The following is a 19849-nucleotide window of genomic DNA, read 5'->3' as shown; positions in this document are numbered from 1 at the left end:
CTGATGGGCACTCAAAGTGCTTTGGGCGTTATCGTAATATATCTCAGGGCGACGTAACGCATATCTTCGAGCGTGTCAGGAAGCGCTTCTCGCGGCCATTGTCGAGCGAGAACATGCCGCCGCGCCCCGGCACCACGTCGATGATCAGGTCGGTGTGCTTCCAGACCTCGAATTGCGAGGCACTGATGTAGACCGGTGTGTCGCCGATGGTGCCAAGCCGCACGTCATTGTCGCCGACGATGAAATCCGAACGCGGGTAGCACATCGGCGACGAACCGTCGCAACAGCCGCCAGACTGGTGGAACAGCACCGGTCCGTGATCGGCGGTGATTTCGTCGAGCAGGGCGATGGCCTCAGGCGTGGCGGAGACCTTGTCGAGGGGAGGATGCGAGGACATGGGCGCGGTTCCGCGTTGCGGCCAGCTCTCCTCTCCCCGTTTACGGGGAGAGGATGCCGGCAGGCAGGTGAGGGGCAGTGCAGACCTCGGCGGTTGAGCCAGCCCCTCATCCGTCACTTCGTGACACCTTCTCCCCGCAAGCGGGGAGAAGGAAAAGGCTCAGAAAAACCCGAGCTTCTTCGGGCTGTAGCTGACCAGCATGTTCTTGGTCTGCTGGTAATGGTCGAGCATCATCTTGTGCGTCTCGCGGCCGATGCCCGACTGCTTGTAGCCGCCGAAGGCCGCATGCGCCGGATAGGCGTGGTAGCAGTTGGTCCAGACGCGCCCGGCCTGGATGGCGCGGCCGAAGCGGTAGAGCCGATTGGCGTCACGGCTCCAGATACCTGCGCCCAGACCGTAGAGCGTGTCGTTGGCGATCGACAGCGCATCGTCATCATCCTTGAAGGTGGTGACCGAGACGACCGGCCCGAAAATCTCCTCCTGGAAGATGCGCATCTTGTTATGGCCCTTGAACACGGTCGGCTTGACGTAATAGCCGCCGGCAAGGTCGCCCGGCAGGTTGGCGCGCTCCCCGCCGGTCAGCAGCTCGGCGCCTTCCTGGCGGCCGATGTCGATATAGGACAGGATCTTCTCCAGTTGCTCCGACGACGCCTGCGCGCCGATCATGGTCGCCGGGTCGAGAGGGTCGCCCTGCACGATGGCCTCGACGCGCTTCAGCGCGCGTTCCATGAACTTGTCATAGATCTTCTCATGCACCAGCGCCCGGCTCGGGCAGGTGCAGACCTCGCCCTGGTTGAGGGCGAACATGACGAAGCCCTCGATCGCCTTGTCGAAGAAATCGTCGTCCTCCGACGTCACGTCCTGGAAGAAGATGTTGGGTGACTTGCCGCCGAGCTCGAGCGTCACCGGGATCAGGTTCTGGCTGGCATATTGCATGATCAGCCGGCCGGTCGTAGTCTCGCCGGTAAAGGCGATCTTGGCGATGCGCGGGCTCGACGCCAGCGGCTTGCCGGCCTCGAGGCCGAAGCCGTTGACGATGTTGAGCACGCCTTCCGGCAAAAGGTCGCCGATCAGGTCGACCCACAGCATGATGGTGGCGGGCGTCTGCTCGGCCGGCTTCAGCACCACGCAGTTGCCGGCGGCGAGCGCCGGCGCCAGCTTCCAGCAAGCCATCAGAAGCGGGAAGTTCCACGGGATGATCTGGCCGACGACGCCGAGCGGCTCATGAAAATGATAGGCGACGGTGTCGTGGTCGATCTCCGAGATCGAGCCTTCCTGGCCGCGCAGGACGCCAGCGAAATAGCGGAAATGATCGATGGCGAGCGGCACGTCGGCGGCGGTCGTCTCGCGGATCGGCTTGCCGTTGTCCCAGGTCTCGGCCAGCGCCAGCAGGTCGAGATTCTCCTCCATGCGGTCGGCGATGCGGTTGAGGATCAACGCACGCGTTGCCGGAGCGGTCTTGCCCCAGGCATCCTTGGCCTTATGGGCGGCATCGAGCGCTGCCTCGACGTCGGCGGCGTCGGAGCGGGCGACTTCGCCCAACGGCCTGCCGGTCACCGGCGAGATATTCTCGAAGTAGCGGCCGGCTTTCGGCGCCACCCACGCGCCACCGATGAAGTTGTCGTAGCGCTTGGCAAACGGCACCTTGGCGGTGCGCGAAAATTCCACCTTGTTCATGTTCTTCCTCCCGAGAAGCAGCGTCGCGACATGCAACGCGTCGAAAGGGAGAGTTGCCAAGGCGGCGGCCGATGTCAGCCGGGGCAAAAGGGTCGCCTGGCCCGATGTGTCGCAGAACTGAGACACATCGGCGGATCGGACTGCATCCGACGAACGGAAGAACCGAAGCTTCAGAGGCAGGAGGTGATCGCAGGCGGCTCCCACCATTTGTTGTCGCGGCCATTGCCGTAATTTACGGGTGTAGCCGCCAGCTCGTTCGGATCGACGTCGTCGAGGCAGCCGATCTGGATGGCGACGAAGTCGCCGCCGATTTGCTCGACATGCCCTTGGCTGAAGGGCGCGCAGCCGCATGTCGAGCAGAACAGGTGATGCCCCTGCATGGTACCGAAGCCATAGTCGGTCATGGCGCCCTCGCCCGAGAGCAGGCGAAACTGCGCCGGCTTGACCAGCGCGTTCCACGACCGCCGCTTGGAGCAGATCGAACAGTTGCAGCGCGCGGTCCCTGCAGCGAGATCCATGTCAGCCTCGAAATGCACCTTGCCGCAATGACAACTGCCCCGATAAGTCTTGATCACGACGTCCTCCTGAGTTGGTCGCAATCTACCACGGCGCTCCTGCCATCCTCACGTCAGGAGGGTTGTCAGCATCCCCTGATGTCAGTTGGTGCGGTGAACGTCGAGCCGGTTTATCTTGCGATGCAAGGTCGCGCGGCTGATGCCGAGCATCCGTGCGGCGAGCGCGACATTGCCGTCGGCCCGGGCGAGCGCACGCTGCAGCACGGCACGCTCCGCCTCACGCAGTTCTCTCTCCGCAACCACGCTGCCGCCCAGCAGGTCCGCTGCAGGCATCGGTTTGGCGAAGCTTTCCGCAGTCAGTCCAAGCGCCTGCCGGGCGCTGCGCGTCGCACCGACGACGAGATCGTCGGCATCGATGGCAAGCAGGGCGCCGGCGCTGCGTTCGGCCACCGGCGCCAACATGATGCGGGCATCCGGGAAGGCCAGGCGGAAATTGTCGGCCTCGATTCGCCTGGCGGCATCACCCACTGCCAGCGCGATGAGGTTGACGAAGCCCTCGGTCAGGTCGGCGCGGCAAGACGAGACGTCGAGCGCCGCGGCCAGCTTGCCTTCGTGGTCGAAGATCGGCGTGGTCGTGCAGGACAAGGCGGTGTTACGCGTGAGGAAGTGCTGACCGCGATGGATGGTCAGCGGCCGCTGTTCGACGAGACAGGTGCCGATGCCGTTCGTGCCCTCGCTCTCCTCGCTCCACACCGTGCCGGTCCATAACCCCCAGTCATGGAAGGTCTCGTCGTCGGCCAGAGCGCCGCGGCGCTCGACCGGCACGCCGTCACGATCGGCCAGGAGCACGCAGCAGCCGACCCCGCCGACGGCGAGATAGAGCCGATCGAGGCTGGTCTGGGCGACCGCGATCAGCGGCTCGATGCGCTGGCGGGCGAACACAAGCTCGGCTTCGGTCAACCGTTTGGGCGGGCTGCGATAGGTCGGATCGAGATGATGATGCGACGACCGCTGCCAGGACGCGACCAGCGCTGAACGCGCGGCCTCGCTCGACCTCAAGGCAGCCTGCACCTTGTCGGCATGCTCGGTGACTGTGGTGCCTCTCATCCTCTCCTCCGACGGCGGTCTGCACCCCCTTCCCGTACCGCATAGTCGTTGCCTGCTTCCGAAATCAGGTCAAGTAGCCCTTAGACGTATGCGGCATGCGGGGCGGCGGAGCGATTGCCCGCCGCCCCACATGGTTTGACATCACGATTTGTGATGAACCTCCTGCAACCCGTAGACTTCGGTTGCGATACCTTCCTTGCGCGCCTTGAGCTGCAGCGACAGATACTGTGAGTAGTGCCGGGACTGGTGCAGGTTACCGCCATGGAACCACAGCGCCTCCTGCCGGGTCGGCTTCCACATGTTGCGCTGCTCACCTTCCCACGGGCCGGGATCCTTGGTCGTGCTCGAGCCCAGCCCCCAGCATTTACCGACCTTGTCGGCGACGTCCTGGCTGATCAGGTCGGCGGCCCAGCCGTTCATTGAGCCATAACCGGTGGCGTAGATGATGAGGTCGGCGTCCAGTTCGCGCCCGTCTTCGAGCTCGATCGAGGTCTCCGTCAGTTTCTCGACGCCTATCCCGCTGACCAGCTTGATCCGGCCATCGGCAACGAGGTCGCAGGCCCCGACGTCGATGTAATAGCCGGAGCCGCGCCGGAGGTACTTCATGAACAGGCCGGATTCGTCGTCGCCGAAGTCGAGCATGAAGCCGGCCTTCTCCAGCCGCTCGTAGAAGGCGGCGTCCTTCTCGCGGATCTTGTCGTAAATCGGCACCTGGAACTCGTGCATGATGCGATAGGGCAACGAGGCGAAGATCAGATCCGCCTTGCGTGTCGTCATGCCCGCGGCGACCGCGCGCTCGGAATAGAGGTCGCCTAGCCCGATCTCCATCAGCGAGTCCGACTTGACGATGTGGGTCGAGGACCGCTGCAGCATGGTGACATCGGCACCGCCCTCCCAAAGTGCCGCGCAGATGTCGTGCGCCGAGTTGTTGGATCCGACAACGACAACCTTCTTGCCTCGGTAGGCATCGGGTCCCGGATGCTGGGACGAGTGCTGCTGCTCGCCCTTGAAGACGTCCTGCCCCTTGAACTTGGGAACGTTCGCCTTGCCCGACATCCCCGTCGCCAGCACCAACTGCTTCGGCTTCAGCACGATCTCCCGTCCGTCGCGCTCGACCACGACCGTCCACTCGCGCGTGGCCTCGTCATAGCTGGCGGACTTGCAACTGGTCGAGCTCCAGTAGTTGAGCTCCATCACCTTGGTGTACATTTCCAGCCAGTCGCCGATCTTGTCCTTCGGCGCAAAGACCGGCCAGTTCTCCGGGAACGGGATGTAGGGCAGGTGGTCATACCAGACCGGATCGTGCAGGCAGAGCGACTTGTAGCGTTTGCGCCAGCTGTCGCCCGGCCGCTCGTTGCGTTCGATGATGATGGTGGGCACGCCGAGCTGCCGCAGTCGGGCGCCGAGCGCGATGCCGCCCTGGCCGCCGCCAATGATGACGACATAAGGCTGTTCGGAGAAGCCGAGTTCGGCGGCCTCCGCCTCGCGCTTTTCCTTCCATGTCCGGCGGCCGGCGTCGCTGCCATGTTCGGCGCCCATCGGACGCAGCAGACCCTTCGGCTCCTCATAGCCCTTCAGCTCGCTCATCGTCGTCAGCAGCGTCCAGATGAGGCCGTTCTTGAGCCTGACATGGCCATAGCCGCGCGCCACCGCGGTCTCGAACTCGAACCAGCCATCGGTGATGCCGTCATTCTGGCTGGCAAGCTCCTTGTCGTCCTGGCGGAAGCGCCCCGGCTTGATCGATGCCAGCTGGCTCTTCAACATGTCGCGGATCTGGTCGTGGCCCTCCATAGTCTTGAGATTCCAGGTGAATGTCACCAGATCGCGCCAGTAGCAGTCCGCCTGGAACAGGTTTACTGCCGCTTCGATATTTCCGCCGGCGAGCGCCTTTTCCAGCTTGGCGAGAACGCTGTCTATCTTGGTCTGCGGGCTGTCGTCGAGCATGTTGTTTTCCTCCGAATTGCCGATGATTGTTCAATTGGCGAGCGCACGCGGCTTCGCGCGATCCCAGGCGGCCCGGCCGGCGAGACTGATGATCGTCTCCGGCTGTTCCGCAGCTTTCAGCAGGACGTCGCGGCCCTGGCTGTTCGACATGGCTTCCTCCAATCCCAGTCGTTCCAAGGACAGCAAGTGCCGTGCCAAGTCGCTGGTGTCAGGAAAAGCTTGGTTTCCGGGGGGAAGGCAGGCACCAACTGTTGCAACGCGCCTGCAGCACGCCACAGCTGTTGCAGCGGCCGGCTGCAACAGGTCAGTTGAGCGCGGTCAGGCCGTAGCGCTTGATCTGGCGGTGGATGGTGGAGCGGTCGACGCCCATGCGGCGGGCGGTCTCGGAAATGTTCCAGCCACAGGCCCCGAGCATCGCTTTCAGCGCCACTGGTCCGGCATTGGCGTCATCGAGCCGCCCGGCTACCCTTGCCGTCGACGTCAGCGTCTCCGGCAGGTCGCCAGGCTCGATCACGCCGTTTTGGCAAAGGGCTGCCGCAACGGCGATCACGTTGTCGAGTTCACGGATGTTGCCGGGCCAGCCATGGCCGCGCAATGCAAGGAGTGCGGCCGGCGAAACTGCAAGCGCCTCGCCATCCGGCCGATGGCGAGCAACGACGGTATCGAGCAGCCAGTCGAAATCGCGGCGCTCGCGCAGCGGCGGAATGGACAGCGTCACCGCGTTCAGGCGGTAGTAGAGGTCCTCGCGGAAGCGCCCCTCTCGCACCAGCGAGCCGAGGTCGCGGTGCGACGCCGAAATGACCCTCAGGTTCACCGGCTTTGGCCGCGAAGCACCCACAGGCAGCACTTCCCGTTCGGCCAGCACCCGCAGGAAGCGGCTTTGCAGCGCCAGCGGCATGTCGCCGATCTCGTCGAGGAACAAGGTGCCGCCATCGGCCTCCTCGATAAGCCCCTTGCGCCCCTTTACCGAGGCCCCGGTGAAAGCGCCCGGTAGATGGCCGAACAACTCGCTTTCGATCAGCTGCTCGGGAATGGCGGCGCAATTGATGGCGACGAACTTGCCATTGGCGGCCGCACCTTCATGGAGCGCCTTGGCGAGATATTCCTTGCCGGTGCCGGTTTCACCCTGGAGCAGGATAGGCAGCGGCTTGCCGGCGAGCTTCGCCGCCTTGGCCTGGAGCGTCGCCATCTGCGGATCGCCGCCGCTCAGGCCGCGCAGCGAGACCGGGATCTGCTCGCGCGTCAGCACCGGGGCCTGCACCTTGTGGTGCGGCTCGATGGCATGGGCGAACAGCGCATTGCCGTCGCGGGCGAAGACCAGGCGATCCTGCGTCGGCCGCCGTCGGGTCAGGTCGGGCAGGTCGTCGATCTCCATGTCGAAGAAGCGTGCGATGGGCTGGCCGATCAGCCCGCCCGGCTGGCGCCAGTCGAGCCCGACAGAGCGCGCCAGTATCTTGGCGCCGCCATGGGTCATGCCGATGATACGCCCTGCGCCGTCGATGGAAATCGCCGCCTCCGGGTCGACGTCGAGGAACTCCGGCGAGCGGGCGAAGCGCAGCACCCATTCGTCCCGGGTCTGGGCCATCAGATTGGCCAACTCGATGCGTCGCACCGTGGCCGCAACCAGATGCAAAGCGAGATTTTGGCTGGTCTTGCGGATCGGCGAGCTCAACAGCGAGATGTCGAGTACGGCGGCAAGATCGCCGCTTGTATCGTAGACCGGAGCCGCGGTGCAGGACAGCGGCGTATGCGTGTTGTCGAAATGGTCGGTCTGGTGAATTGTCAGCGCCTCACCCGCCTCCAGGCAGGCGCCGACTGCACAGGTTCCGGCGCGCGCCTCCGACCACTCCGAGCCGAGATACAGGCCGGCCTTGCGCAGATTATTGTCGAATAGCGGGTCACCAAGAAACTCGACTGTCACACCCTTGCGGTCGGACAGCAGCAGGACATAGTTCTGGCCCGCCACTTGCCGGAACAGGTTTTCGAGGCCGGAGCGGGCAATGGCGATCAGTTCCTCGGACTGCTGGCGATGCTGGCGCAGTTCACCATCGGGCAGGATATAGGCTTCGCACGCCTGGGTCGGGTCGAGACGATGTTGCTCGATGCAGCGCAGCCAGGACTTGACCACCTGCTCGTCACGCCCGGTCGAAGCCCCGAGGCTGACGCTTTCGATCTCGCGAATATGGTCGGAATGCGAAAACATCGGCAATGCGGCACGCCTCCCAACGCACCACCCTCCCATTTCCTCCTGATGCCATATGACTGCATGGCATGTTGGTAATGTAAAGGACGCAACCGATGCAGCAGGCGGCACACCTCCAGCCCTGTCAGCCAGTAGATCCGAACTGGGCCCACAGCAGCATCGTCCCCGCCCCGGCGACAAGCACGCCGACGGTGGGAAAGCGCGGCATCCAGAGCAGCACTGCGGCCGAGGCCACGGCGATCCCGGCTGCAAGCATACCGCCGCCGGCGAGCTGGAAAATGGCAATGACGCCCGCAATGATCAGCCCCACCCCGACGGGGGCGAGGCCTTCGCGCATCGCCTTGTGCCACCGCTTCGCCTTGTGGGCATTGGACACCTTGATGACGCCGTAGCAGAGCAGAGACGACGGCAGGAACAGGGCCATGGTCGCGGCCAGCGCTCCCCACCAGCCGGCGACCTTCCAGCCGATAAGCGTCGCAAGCATAGTGCCCGGTCCGGGTGCAGCGCGGGAGATGGCGAACAGGTCGATGAACTCACGGCTGGTGATCCAGCTGTGCACCGCGACGGATTCGTGCTGGATACCGGCGATGATCGCCGAGCCGCCGCCGATCGATAGCAGCGAAAACGGCACGAAAACCGCAATCAGGGTGACAAGGTCGTCGTCGCGCATCGATCAGCTCCGGCGCCAGGCAAGGGCGACGCTGATCGGTGCGGCCACGAAAACCACCGGAATCAACGGCAGCTTGAGCACGCCAACTGCAGTTGCCACGGCGGCGATGACGGCAAGGCCCGGCGGAAACTTCATCGCGCGCTGGACACCCTTCAGGCAGATCACCAGCAAAAGCCCCAACGCGGCATAGGCCACGCCATTCGACGCCGCTTCCAGCATGGCCACATCGGGCAGGGCGTCGAACACTGCGCTCAATGCAATCACGGCAAAGAACGGGCCGACGAGGAAGCCGAGCACACAGGCGATGCTGCCGGCAAGGCCGCGTAAATCGTCGCCCATGCAGATGACCAGGTTGACGACATTGGCACCGGGGAGCATCTGCGAGATCGCCAGCGAACTGGCGAAATCCTCGTCGCTGATCCAGCGGTTGCGCAAGACGAACTCCTGGTAGAGCCAGCCCGACAGACCGCCGCCAAAGCTCATCAGACCGATCTTCAGGCAGGTCAGGAACAAGGCGCCCAACCCCGGCGCCGACCGCACTGCGATCAGCACCGGCGGTTCGGCAGCGGGATCGGGAACCGACGTCATCTCAGGCCGCCAGCGCGCCCGGGTGCACTTCGCTCGCCGCGAGCAGCCGCCTGGTGTAGTCGTGCTGCGGGTCGCCGTAGACCTGCTCGGTCGGCCCCTGCTCGACGATCCGACCCTGATACATCACCACTACCGAGGTGGCGAAATCCCGTACCAGCGCGAGATCATGGGCGATGAAGACATAAGACAGTCCCATGTCGCGGCGCAGTTCCTTGAGCAGGTCGATGATCTGCGCCTGGATGGAGACGTCGAGCGCCGAGACCGCCTCGTCGCAGACGATCAGTTCCGGCTGCAGCGCCAGCGAGCGGGCAATCGCGATGCGCTGCCGCTGCCCACCCGAGAACTGGTGCGGGTAGCGCTCGGCATGTTCCGGCAGCAGGCCGACCTTCTGCAAGAGTTCAGTGACACGTTGCGCCCATTGGTGCTTCGGCAGCACGCCAGAATGGATCGCCCATGGCTCGGAAACGATCTGCTGGACGGTCATGCGTGGATTGAGCGAGGCGGTCGGATCCTGGAACACGAACTGCATGCGCCGCCGGACCTTGAAGGTCTCGGCGGCCGACAGTTTGAGCAGCTCCTTGCCATCGAAATCGATCGATCCCGCCGTCGGTGTGTCGAGCCCGAGCAGCATGCGTGCCAGCGTCGACTTACCGGAGCCGGACTCGCCGACGATGCCGAGCGTCTCGCCCCTGGACAGTCTGAAGCTGGCGTCGTCGACAGCTTTGACCTGCGGCTGCGGCGCGCTCGAAAACAGCTTGGGCCGGCCGAAATAGACCTTGGAGACGTTGCGGACCTCGAGCAGCGGCGTCGGCCCGGCATCGCCGGCCTTGTTGACGCTGAAGCCGTGGCGGCCCGGCACGGCGTCGAGCAGTCGCTGCGTATAGGGATGGCTAGGCTGCGATAGCACCTTGGTCACCTCGCCGGCCTCGACGATGCGGCCAGCCTGCATCACCACCACCTTGTCCGCCACCTTCTCGACCACGCCAAGATCGTGGGTGATGATGACCATGCCCATGCCGCTCTCGCGCTGCAGCTCCTTCATCAGATCGAGAACCTGCGCCTGCACCGTGACGTCGAGTGCGCTTGTCGGCTCGTCGGCAATGAGCAGGTCGGGCTGCAGTGCGATCGCCGAGGCGATCATGATGCGCTGGCGTTGGCCGCCGGAAAACTGGTGCGGATAATCAAGCGCGCGATGCTCAGGATCAGCTATGCCGACGCGTCCAAGCAGGTCGATGGCGCGACGGCGCGCCGTATCACTGTCGGTGCCGTGGACAAGCATCGTCTCTGCAATCTGCCAGCCGACCGGATAGACCGGATTGAGGGCGGCCAGCGGGTCTTGGAAAATCATCGAGATGTTCTTGCCGTTGACCAGCCGGCGCTCCTCTACGCTCGCCTGCAAAAGGTCGCGGCCGCGAAACAGGATCTGCCCGGACGAGATCACTGCCGGCGGCGTGTCGACCAGGTTCATCACCGCAGACGCGCTGACGCTTTTGCCCGAACCGCTCTCGCCGAGGATCGCGAGCGTCTCGCCCTGGTCGACCGACCAACTGACGTCGCTTACGGCATGGACGACGCCTTTGCGCGTCGGGAACTGGATGCTGAGGTTCTTGACCTGCAGAAGGCTGGGTTCTGACATTGTCATTCCGCCGAGGTTTGCAGGCGCCAGCGTTCGACAGGATCTGTCGCGACGCGGAGCCAGTTCGAGAACAGGTTGAGCGACATGGTGACGAGCATGATTGCCATGCCTGGCCAGAACGCCACCCACCAGGCCGAGCCGATGTAGTTGCGACCGTCCGAGACCATCAAACCCCAGGTAATCTCCGGTGGCTGGATGCCGATGCCGAGGAAGCTCAAGCCGGATTCGACGAGCATCACGAATGCCATTTCCAGCGCCGCAAGGTTGATCACCGTTGGCAGTACCATGGGGGCGACGTGCCGGAACAGGATGCGAGGGGTCGAGGCACCCATGGCCCGGGCGGACGTCACGAACAGTCGTTCCTTCAGCTCGAGCACTTCGGCGCGGACCGTGCGCAGAAAGATCGGCACGCGCGAGATGGCGAGCACCAGGATGACATTGGCGACGCCAGGCTCGAACACGAACAGCACGATGACCGCCAGAAGCAGTGACGGGAAGCTCATGATCGCGTCCGCCAGGCGCAACAGGATCGCGCCGATGGCGCCGCCCTTGAAGCCGGCGACAAGCCCAAGCGCACCGCCGATGACCAGCGAGGTGAGCACCGCGGTTCCCGCGATCAGCATGGTGTTCTGACTGGCGACGATGATGCGGGCGAGCACGCTGCGCCCGAGCGCATCGGCACCGAGAATGTAGAGCCATGGGCGATCCAAGGAGAACGGTGCGGCGTTGCGCTGCATCAGGTTCATCGCCCGGGTCTGGTCGGCGAGCAGTGTCGGCCCGATGGTGACGCAGACCATGACGACGACGAGGAACGCGGCGGAGACCAGGGCCACCTTGTCGCGCGCGAGGCTCGAAACGATGTCGCTGAATGCCGAGGGCGCTGCCTGTGCGGGCCTGGCCATCTCAGCTGTGCCGGATGCGTGGATCGACGAGCGCATAGGTGATGTCCACAACGATGTTGATGATGAAGACCGCCAGCGCGGTCACGAGGACCGCGGCCTGGATGACGGCGAAGTCGCGCAGCAGCACGGAATCGATCATCAGCTTGCCGATGCCGGGGAAGCCGAACACGGTTTCGACGATGACGGCGCCGTTGACGATGCCGGCTGCCTGGTCGCTGGCGACGGTGATGACAGGCAGAAGGGCGTTGCGCAGCGCATGCACGAAGACGATGGCTCTGGAGCGCACGCCCTTGGCCCGCGCCGTCTTGACGTAGGCGGAGGACAGCGCGGTGATCATCGACGAGCGTACCACCTGCACCAGCACGCCTGTCGGCCTGAGGCACAGGACGGCGACCGGCAGGACCCAGTGCCATGGCGTGCCGGTCCCGGACGTCGGCAGCACACGCAGCCAGACGGCAAACACGATCACGCCGACGATCGCCACCCAGAAGTTCGGCGTGCTGGCGCCGATCAGCGAGATCAGGCTGGCAATGCGGTCGAACAGTCCGCCCGGACGGAAAGCAGCGAGCGAACCGGTGACGATGGCCACCGCAATGACGATCGGCATGGTGATCGCAGCCAGCATCAGCGTCGTCGGGAAGGCCTGCAGCACGACCTCGACCGCGGGCTTGGAGTACTGGATCGATTCGCCGAGGTTGAACTGCAGCAGACCAACAAGGAAGCGGCCGAACTGGACATAGACAGGATCGTTGAAACCGAAGCGCTGGTTGAACTGGTCGCGCATCTCCTCGGTGGCGTCGAGCGGCAAATAGAGGTCGGCGGGAGAGCCCGTCAGTCTGGCCAGGAAGAAAACGAGGATGATCAGCAGCGCCAGCGACAGCAGGCTTTGCAGCGACCTCTTGTAGATGAAATTGCCCATGCTCCGCCTCCTCCGCCGGACATTGGTACGTGGCACGGAAGGTCGGCGCCGGCCATCCGCCGGCGCCGTTCCGGTGTTACGACGGCTGCTTTACGACCAGCTTGGCAAGCTGCAGCTCAACTGCATTGGCAATGGTCGGAGTGAAGTCGAGGCGCTTTCCGACCCGCATGTAGTTGACCATGTGGAACAGCGGCGCGTCGGCGACCAGGTCCTCGTAGATGTAGCGGAAGGTCTCCTGATAGAGCTTGGCGCGTTCCTCGCCCGAGGCCATGCCGGCTTCCGCGATCAGCTTGTCGACCTTGGAGTCGTGGAGTTCGCTCTGGCGGCCATCGCTGTGGTACTTGAAGAACGCCGTGAACTGGGCGTCGCCGCTGTTGTTGTCGTGCATCGTCAAAAGCGCGTTGGCTTCGCGGTTGGCAGCAAAGGGCTTGTTTGCCGCTTCCAGCCACTGCGTCATTTCGAGATTGTCGAGCTTGATCTTGAAGCCGACGGCGCGGAGCATCTCGGCCGCGGCCTCGACGAACTCGTTGGAGTTGGCGAACATGCCGGGGCGGCCGATCATACGGATCTCGGTGTCGACGGGCACGCCCGCCGCCTTGGCTTCGGCGAGCAGCGCCTTGGCCTGCTCGGGATCGTAGGGCCACGGCACCAGCTTGGCATTGTGGCCGAGAACGCTCGGACCGACCTGCTGGGTGGCGAGTTCCGCCTTGTCACTGATGACGCTGCCCAGGAATGCCTTGCGGTCGATCGCCAGGTTGAAGGCCTTGCGCACGCGGATGTCGTTGAGCGGCGGAATATCGGCGGAGAGGCGGAACATGGCACTGTCGGAGTTCGGATAGACCTTGTCCGTATCCGGATTTGTCGCATCCTGCGGCGCGATCGAGAAGGCAAGGTCAGCTTCGCCGGTTTCGACCATGGCCGCGGCCACGGACGATTCCGTGCGCCAGACATAGGTCGCCTCTGCGATCTTCGGCTTCTCGCCCCAGTAGCCGTCGAAGCGCTTGATCTTGACGTTCTCGCCCTGGGTCCAACTGACGAAGTCGTACGGCCCGGTACCGATCGGGTCGGCCGTGTACTCGCCCTTCGGCGTCTTGGCCGATGCGATCGCCAACTGCGCCAGCAGCGTCGGCAGGATCGGCATCGGCGTCTTGGTGGTGAAGACGACGGTATTCTCGTCGACCGCCTTGGCGGTGATGTCGACGCCGCCGAAATATTTGGTGCGGGTGATGCAGGTCAGCTTGGGATCGAGCGTGCGCTCGAGCGAGTAGACGACCGACGCCGCATCGAACGGCGTGCCATCATGGAACTTCACGTCCTTGCGCAGGTTGAAGCGCCATTCGGTCGGCGAGGTCTGCTCCCAGCTCTCAGCTAGGCGCGGCACGGTGGTCTGCTTGGCGTAGTCCAGCTCGACCAGTGTTTCGACGACGTTCTGCTTGATGATGCGGCCGATGACCGAGCGCGGAGTCTCGCATGGATCGAGCCGGTCCGGCCCGCCCGGCAAGACGATGGTCACTGCATCGCCCGACTGGGCCATGGCCGCTGGCATCGCCAACAGAAACAATGCCGTCGAAAGCCCTAGTGCGGTTTTCCTGAATGCGTTCATTTCAAACTCCTCCCGAGTTCTAGTTGATTTCGTGAAGTCCGTCGCTGCTAGACGGCGCGCAGGCGCGCACCCGTCCTGAAGCCCTCCAGCTTCAGTCGTTCCTTCTCCTCCTGGGCACGGATGCCGGGCAGGATGTCGGCCGCCACCTTGGGCGACAGGGCGACGACGCCGTCCTCGTCGCCAACGACCAGGTCGCCCGGGTGAACGACGAGGCCGCCGATGGCGACGTCGACATTGATGGCGCCGGGGCCATTCTTGTAGGGACCGCGATGGGTGACGCCGCGGGCGTAGCAGGGCAGCTTGCTGGCCCTGATGGCTGCGACGTCACGGATAGCTCCGTCGATGACGAAGCCGGCAACACCAAGGGATTCGGCATGGGCCAGGATGATCTCGCCGATCAGCGCCTGGCTGGTGTCGCCGCCGCCGTCGACGACGATGACGTCGCCGGGACGCGCAATGCGCAGCGCCGCATGGATAGCCAGATTGTCGCCACGACGCGTCCGCACCGTCAGCGCCGTGCCGACCAGCTGTCCGCCGGCATGAAAAGGCAGCAGACCCACCGCGCCCGGAAGACGGTCCAGATTGTCGCTGACGATCGACGTCGCGACATTGGCGTATTGTTTCAGCAGTTCGTCTGAAACGGGCGCCGCGGACGGCAGTTCGGTGACGGTCATGATATCTCCTCCCTTGGCGACCGCGGACCAGCGGCCTCCAGTCGTCAAAGGGATAGGAGTGTCACTTCCTGAAGAAAAGCGATATTAATGCATCAGAAGGCATCACTATTCTTCATATCAGGAGGAATTCATGTTCACGATCAAGCAGATGGAGGCGCTCTACTGGGTCAGCACGCTGGGCAGTTTCGAGGCTGCTGCCGACTATCTGAACATGGTCCAGTCGACGATCTCCAAGCGCATCGGCGAACTGGAGGCCAGGTTTTCGACGCCGCTTTTCCATCGGACCGGGCGCAAGCCGGTCCTGACGACCAAGGGCGAAGAGATCCGCGCAATCGCCGAGCAGATGCTGCGCCTGAACGATCGCCTGAATTCACTGGCAAAGAAGTCGTCGGTTCCGTCATTCCGCTTTCGCCTTGGCGTTACCGATCTCGTCGCGCTGTCATGGCTGCCCGAACTGTTGTCCGGGATTCTCGACCGCTATCCGATGATTACGCTCGAACCCGAGATCGACCTCACCGCCTCCCTGCTCGAGCGCCTGGTCGACCGCCGCCTCGACTTCGTCATCTGCCCGCGTGTCATCCAGGAGCCGCAATTCGTCAGCACGCCGCTTGGCGCCATCGAGCTTGTGTGGATGTGCAGCCCGAAGCTGTTGGGCGGCAAGGACAACGCGACGTTGAGCGATCTCACCAAGCATCCATTGCTGATCCAGACGACCGGCTCCATCCTGCGGCCGATCCTGCACAGCGTCATCGACAACCCGAATTTGCCGTTCAAGCGGACGATTTCCTGCAACAACATGGTGGCGCTGGCTCACTTGGCGGCCCATGGCATGGGCGTCACCATCCTGCCGCACGCCTTCTTCAGGAACATGGTCGCCGATGGCCGGCTGTGCGTCGTGCGCACCGAGATGGAGCTGCCCAATCTCGAATACTTCGCCACCTTCAGGAACGATTACCACGTGCAGTTCTGTGAGGAAGTCGCGGCCCTGAGCGCCGAAATCTGCGATTTCCGGCTGCAGTAGTCGCATGCAATCGACTTCGGACCGCTTCAATCCGCCCTTGCCGCCAGGCGACCGATCTGCGATCTCGGCTATGAGCATGGAACTGAAACCGACCGGAGTTTCCTTTGCGCAGTGTGGGCTTGATCGTTTCGGCCATCGTCCTTGTCATCGCCATCGCGCTGACGACCGCCTGGGCGGCGATGGCGCTTTGGTATCGACTGCCGGCGCCTGACATCGCCAGAGGACTTACCGCCAGCCTGTTTGTGCTGCTCGGCACAGCCGCAGCCATCGCGCTGTTCACCCCCTGGCGCCTTCATGCGCTGGCGCTGTTCGTCTTGGGCTTTGCTGCGGTGCTGATGTGGTGGAATACCATCGTTCCGTCCAACCATGCCGAATTCGCGCCCGACGTGGCCAGGCAGGTCACAGGCATCCGCGACGGCGACATGCTGACGCTGACGGACGTCCGCGACTTCGAGTGGCGCAGCAATAGCGACTTCACCGAGCGCTGGACGGCACGCAGCTATGACCTCGGCAAGCTCAAGACGCTCGACCTGTTCATGTCCTACTGGGCGGGGCCCGAGATGGCCCATGTCATCATGAGCTTCGGCTTCGAAGGCGGCGATCAGCTTGCCTGGTCGGTCGAGGTGCGGCGGCAGAATGGCGGCCAGTTCTCGCCGATCGCCGACCTGTTCAAGGCCAACCCGCTGGTCATTGTTGCCGCCGACGAGCGCGACGTCGTCGGCGTCCGCTCGAATGTCCGCGGCGAGGACGTCCAGCTCTATCGCCTCAACGTCTCACCGACCGCCGCCCGGGCGCTGCTGCTCGGTTATGTCGCCGATGCCAATGCGCTGGCCGCAACGCCGCGCTTCTACAATTCGATCACCACCAACTGCACCACCGTCATCTTCAGGATGATGCGCGCCGTCGGCGACGTGACGCCGTTCGACTGGCGCCTGATCGTCAACGGCTATCTGCCTGAATACGCCTATGACCGCGGCGCGCTCGACACCCGCCTGTCGGTACAGGAGCTGCGCAGCCGCGCCCATATCGCCCAGCGCGCGCTGGCGGCCGGGCTGACGGCCGATTTCTCCCGGCTCATCCGCGAGGGGGTGCCGTCGCCGCTTCCAGCGCAATAGGCCTGAACGTTGGAAATCATGCGGACCCAGAAAACGCCGACCTTGCGCGTCGTGTTCTGTTGCCGGGCATCGGCGGCCAAAGGCCGAGCTGCCGACCGACCTTGACCAGCTTCATATGCTGGCACGCCACCTGGTTCGGCAAGGCAAAGGTCGAAACGGCCAAATACAGGTCGTCTGCATGGCTCAGCGGCCTTGCCGGCCGGTAGCCGAGAAGACAGACGCTCGCGTAAGCCGCCGCGTTATGGCGCCGCAGGCTGTCACATTGGAGCTGTAAGAACTACACCCTGGCTTCGGCGAACGTCACCAGCCGGCGGCGGTCTTCGCACCATAGCGCGAGATTGATGCAGCCGACGCTCTTCCAGAATGTCAGCTTGACCGTCTGACTGGCATCGCGAAGCTCGGCATTGCTGTCGAAGCAGGCCTGCAGGCGATAGAACGGCACGCGGCTACACAGATGGTGGATGTGATGCAGGCCGATCGAACCGGTGATCCACTGCGCCACGACGGGCAAGGCGTACCACGAGCTGCCGCCAAACGCCGCGACATGCAGGTCCCAGGCGTCGCCCGCATCCCATCGCGTTTCTTCGAACTGGTGCTGGACATAGAACAGCCAGCCGCCGGCCCAGGCGCCCATCACGACGACGGGCAGCACGGCCAGCATCACCGCCCAGCCGGCCAAGAGCACGAGCCCACCATAGACCAGCACCAGCGCCACGTTGAGGCCGCCGGCGCTGCGCCATGCCTCGACCCGCGGAATGGCGTCGTTGTAGGGCAGCCTGTGCATGATCAGGAAATAGATCGGCACGCCGATCACGATCAGAATGATCGGGTTGCGATAGATGCGGTACATCAGCCTCTGGCTGGTGGTCATCGCCTCATATTCGGCGACCGTGCGCGTGTCGATGTCGCCGATGCCGCGCTTGTCGAGATTGCCCGAGCCGCCATGGTGCACGGCATGCGCCTTCTGCCACAGCGTATAGGGCGTGAAGGTGAAGACGCTCAGCACGCGGCCGATCGTCTTGTTCGTCGCACGCGAGCTGGTGAACGAACCGTGGCCGCAATCATGCTGGATGGCAAACAGCCGTACAAGGAACGCCGCGCAGACCGGCGCGAGCGCCACCAGCAGCAGCCAGCGCCAGCCGCCAAGCACCGGCGCGGCATAGGCGGCGAGCCAGACAAGTGCCGCCCCCATCACCAGGAAAGGGATCAGCGTCACCGCCAGTTCGAGCGCCGCACGGCGGTCGTCGGGGTCACGAAAGCGATTGCAATGTGATGCAAGCCGGCGAACGAGCGCCTTTTCGGCCGCATGATCTGCACTCAGGGCAGACCCTTTGGGCAGGCCGTCCGCCTTGGACGACATCAATTTCGTCATTTAGTCCCCGAAATCTCGCTGCCAACTCGGTCAAGCGCGCCATTTGTCCATAAAGCGCGGCACGCGCCGTGGCTAGTGGTACCACCGTGGCATATTAGCTGTATCCAGCGTCTATGCACCGCTGCACGCAAATCATGGCGTTTTCCTGTTGAGTGCGTGGGCCATTACGTCTTAGTTCGTGATTGCAGGTCAGGGCAGTCAATCAGCCGCAGGGGAACTCCAATCCATGGCTTCACTGGAAATTTCCGCCGGCTCAGCCAAATGGACCACCCAGGCAAGCCATCGCCTGTGGCTGCTGCAGCAGGCCGACGCGTTGTTCTCCTTCTTCGAGCGCCAGAGCCTCAATCCTCTCGGCGGCTTCCATGATCTCGACGATCGCGGCCAGCCGCTTGCGCCGGGTGCAGTACCCGGCAGGTTCGCCGGCCGCCAGATCCACGTTACCACGCGCATGGTGCATTGTTTCTCGATAGCCCACCTGATGGGTCGCCCCGGCGCCGACGTGCTCGTCGACCACGGCATGGATTTCCTCTGGAACGGCCATCGCGACACAGCCAATGGCGGCTATTTCTGGGGCGTCGGTTATGACGGTACGACCAACGACACCAAGCAGGCCTATGGCCATGCTTTCGTGCTGCTTGCCGCCTCCAGCGCCAAGGTCGCCGGCCATCCCGACGCCGACCGGCTGCTGACCGACATCTCGACGATCCTCGCCGAAAGGTTTTGGGAAGAGGCGCATGGCGCGGTGGCGGAAGAGTTCACCCGCGACTGGCAGCCGCTCGACGGCTATCGCGGCCAGAACTCCAACATGCACCTGACCGAGGCGCTTATGGCCGCCTTCGAGGCGACTGGCGACAGCACCTATCTCGGAATGGCCGAGCGTATCGCCGACCTGATCATCCGCCGCCATTCGGCCGCCGCCGGCTGGCGCTTGCCCGAGCACTTCACCGCTGAATGGAAGCTCGACCGCGACTACTCCGGCGACCCGATGTTCCGCCCCTATGGCACGACGCCGGGCCATTCGCTCGAATGGGCCCGACTCCTGCTGCAATTGTGGGAGCTCGGCGGCCGTAAGCACGCCTGGCTGCCGGACGCGGCAAGGAACCTGTTTGGACAGGCCACGTCAGACGGCTGGGATGCCGCCAAGGGCGGTTTCTACTACACGCTCGAATGGGACGGTTCGGCCCGGATCAAGGATCGCTACTGGTGGCCGTGCTGCGAAGCGATCGGTGCCGCCTCCGTACTCAACGCCATCGGCGCCGACGATGACTACGAGGCCTGGTATCGCCGTATCTGGAGCTTCTGCGCCAGCCGCTTCATCGACCGCGCCAATGGCGGCTGGCACGCCCAGCTCGACAACGACCTCAAGCCCAATGCCGGCCCTTTCTACGGCAAACCCGACATCTATCACGCACTCCAGGCCTGCCTGATCCCGCTGTTGCCGACCTCAGGCAGCATCACTCGCGGCTTGCTGCAGACAGGCATCCGCCTCTAGCAGGCCGCGGTCGG

General features: G+C 64.0%; 17 protein-coding genes. 3 read left to right on the top strand and 14 right to left on the bottom strand.

Features of this window, described 5'->3' with window-relative positions; translation table 11 throughout:
* Nucleotides 1–43: 43 nt before the first annotated feature.
* The 13 genes from DY201_RS05055 to DY201_RS04995 all read right to left on the bottom strand — a co-directional run bounded on the left by DY201_RS05055 (nt 44) and on the right by DY201_RS04995 (nt 14835).
* Entirely contained in the window at nt 44–397 is a 354-nt protein-coding gene (locus DY201_RS05055) for a DUF779 domain-containing protein (protein WP_115730265.1), read from the bottom strand.
* Nucleotides 398–556: 159 nt separating this feature from the next.
* Complete coding sequence (gene adh, locus DY201_RS05050) at nt 557–2074, bottom strand: aldehyde dehydrogenase (protein WP_115733598.1); 1518 nt, start codon at nt 2072–2074, stop codon at nt 557–559.
* Nucleotides 2075–2244: 170 nt separating this feature from the next.
* A complete protein-coding gene (locus DY201_RS05045; protein WP_115730264.1) occupies nt 2245–2649 on the bottom strand; it encodes a GFA family protein in 405 nt (134 codons plus the stop codon).
* A gap of 81 nt (nt 2650–2730) precedes the next feature.
* Entirely contained in the window at nt 2731–3696 is a 966-nt protein-coding gene (locus DY201_RS05040; protein WP_115730263.1) for a helix-turn-helix domain-containing protein, read from the bottom strand.
* A gap of 141 nt (nt 3697–3837) precedes the next feature.
* Nucleotides 3838–5640, bottom strand: coding sequence for an NAD(P)/FAD-dependent oxidoreductase (locus tag DY201_RS05035; RefSeq protein ID WP_115730262.1), 1803 nt, complete (start codon nt 5638–5640; stop codon nt 3838–3840).
* 304 nt (nt 5641–5944) lie between these two features.
* Complete coding sequence (locus DY201_RS05030; RefSeq protein ID WP_115730261.1) at nt 5945–7843, bottom strand: sigma-54-dependent Fis family transcriptional regulator; 1899 nt, start codon at nt 7841–7843, stop codon at nt 5945–5947.
* 124 nt (nt 7844–7967) lie between these two features.
* On the bottom strand, nt 7968–8513 hold the full coding sequence (locus tag DY201_RS05025; protein ID WP_115730260.1) for a chromate transporter: 546 nt from the start codon (nt 8511–8513) through the stop codon (nt 7968–7970).
* Between the two features lie 3 nt (nt 8514–8516).
* The gene (locus DY201_RS05020; RefSeq protein ID WP_115730259.1) at nt 8517–9101 is read right to left on the bottom strand and encodes a chromate transporter; all 585 of its coding nucleotides are present in this window, start codon (nt 9099–9101) and stop codon (nt 8517–8519) included.
* A 1-nt stretch (nt 9102) separates the two neighbouring features.
* Nucleotides 9103–10737 carry an ABC transporter ATP-binding protein gene (locus tag DY201_RS05015; RefSeq protein WP_115730258.1) on the bottom strand — a complete coding sequence of 545 codons (1635 nt, stop codon included), beginning with the start codon at nt 10735–10737 and terminating at the stop codon, nt 9103–9105.
* A 2-nt stretch (nt 10738–10739) separates the two neighbouring features.
* On the bottom strand, nt 10740–11675 hold the full coding sequence (locus DY201_RS05010; RefSeq protein ID WP_425358712.1) for an ABC transporter permease: 936 nt from the start codon (nt 11673–11675) through the stop codon (nt 10740–10742).
* Nucleotides 11641–12558 carry an ABC transporter permease gene (locus tag DY201_RS05005; RefSeq protein WP_115730257.1) on the bottom strand — a complete coding sequence of 306 codons (918 nt, stop codon included), beginning with the start codon at nt 12556–12558 and terminating at the stop codon, nt 11641–11643. The genes DY201_RS05010 and DY201_RS05005 overlap by 35 nt, the downstream gene beginning before the upstream one ends.
* A 76-nt stretch (nt 12559–12634) precedes the next feature.
* Nucleotides 12635–14161 carry an ABC transporter substrate-binding protein gene (locus DY201_RS05000; protein ID WP_245431896.1) on the bottom strand — a complete coding sequence of 509 codons (1527 nt, stop codon included), beginning with the start codon at nt 14159–14161 and terminating at the stop codon, nt 12635–12637.
* Nucleotides 14162–14208: 47 nt separating this feature from the next.
* On the bottom strand, nt 14209–14835 hold the full coding sequence (locus tag DY201_RS04995; RefSeq protein WP_115730256.1) for an RraA family protein: 627 nt from the start codon (nt 14833–14835) through the stop codon (nt 14209–14211).
* A 130-nt stretch (nt 14836–14965) separates the two neighbouring features.
* On the opposite strand from DY201_RS04995, the gene DY201_RS04990 reads away from it, so the two are divergent.
* Nucleotides 14966–15856 carry a LysR family transcriptional regulator gene (locus DY201_RS04990; protein ID WP_115730255.1) on the top strand — a complete coding sequence of 297 codons (891 nt, stop codon included), beginning with the start codon at nt 14966–14968 and terminating at the stop codon, nt 15854–15856.
* Between the two features lie 179 nt (nt 15857–16035).
* Entirely contained in the window at nt 16036–16971 is a 936-nt protein-coding gene (locus tag DY201_RS04985) for an Lnb N-terminal periplasmic domain-containing protein (RefSeq protein WP_425358752.1), read from the top strand.
* A gap of 277 nt (nt 16972–17248) precedes the next feature.
* Here DY201_RS04985 and DY201_RS04980 read toward each other — a convergent pair whose 3' ends face one another.
* Nucleotides 17249–18343 carry a fatty acid desaturase gene (locus DY201_RS04980; protein ID WP_115730254.1) on the bottom strand — a complete coding sequence of 365 codons (1095 nt, stop codon included), beginning with the start codon at nt 18341–18343 and terminating at the stop codon, nt 17249–17251.
* Between the two features lie 226 nt (nt 18344–18569).
* Here DY201_RS04980 and DY201_RS04975 point away from each other — a divergent pair, with 226 nt between their 5' ends.
* The gene (locus tag DY201_RS04975; RefSeq protein ID WP_115730253.1) at nt 18570–19835 is read left to right on the top strand and encodes an AGE family epimerase/isomerase; all 1266 of its coding nucleotides are present in this window, start codon (nt 18570–18572) and stop codon (nt 19833–19835) included.
* The last annotated feature ends 14 nt before the right edge of the window (nt 19836–19849 follow it).

Source organism: Aminobacter aminovorans, assembly GCF_900445235.1.
In the GTDB taxonomy this organism is placed as follows: Bacteria; Pseudomonadota; Alphaproteobacteria; order Rhizobiales; family Rhizobiaceae; genus Aminobacter; species Aminobacter aminovorans.
The sequence above is the reverse complement of the archived record's forward strand: the minus strand, read 5'-3'. Positions and strand labels throughout refer to the sequence as shown.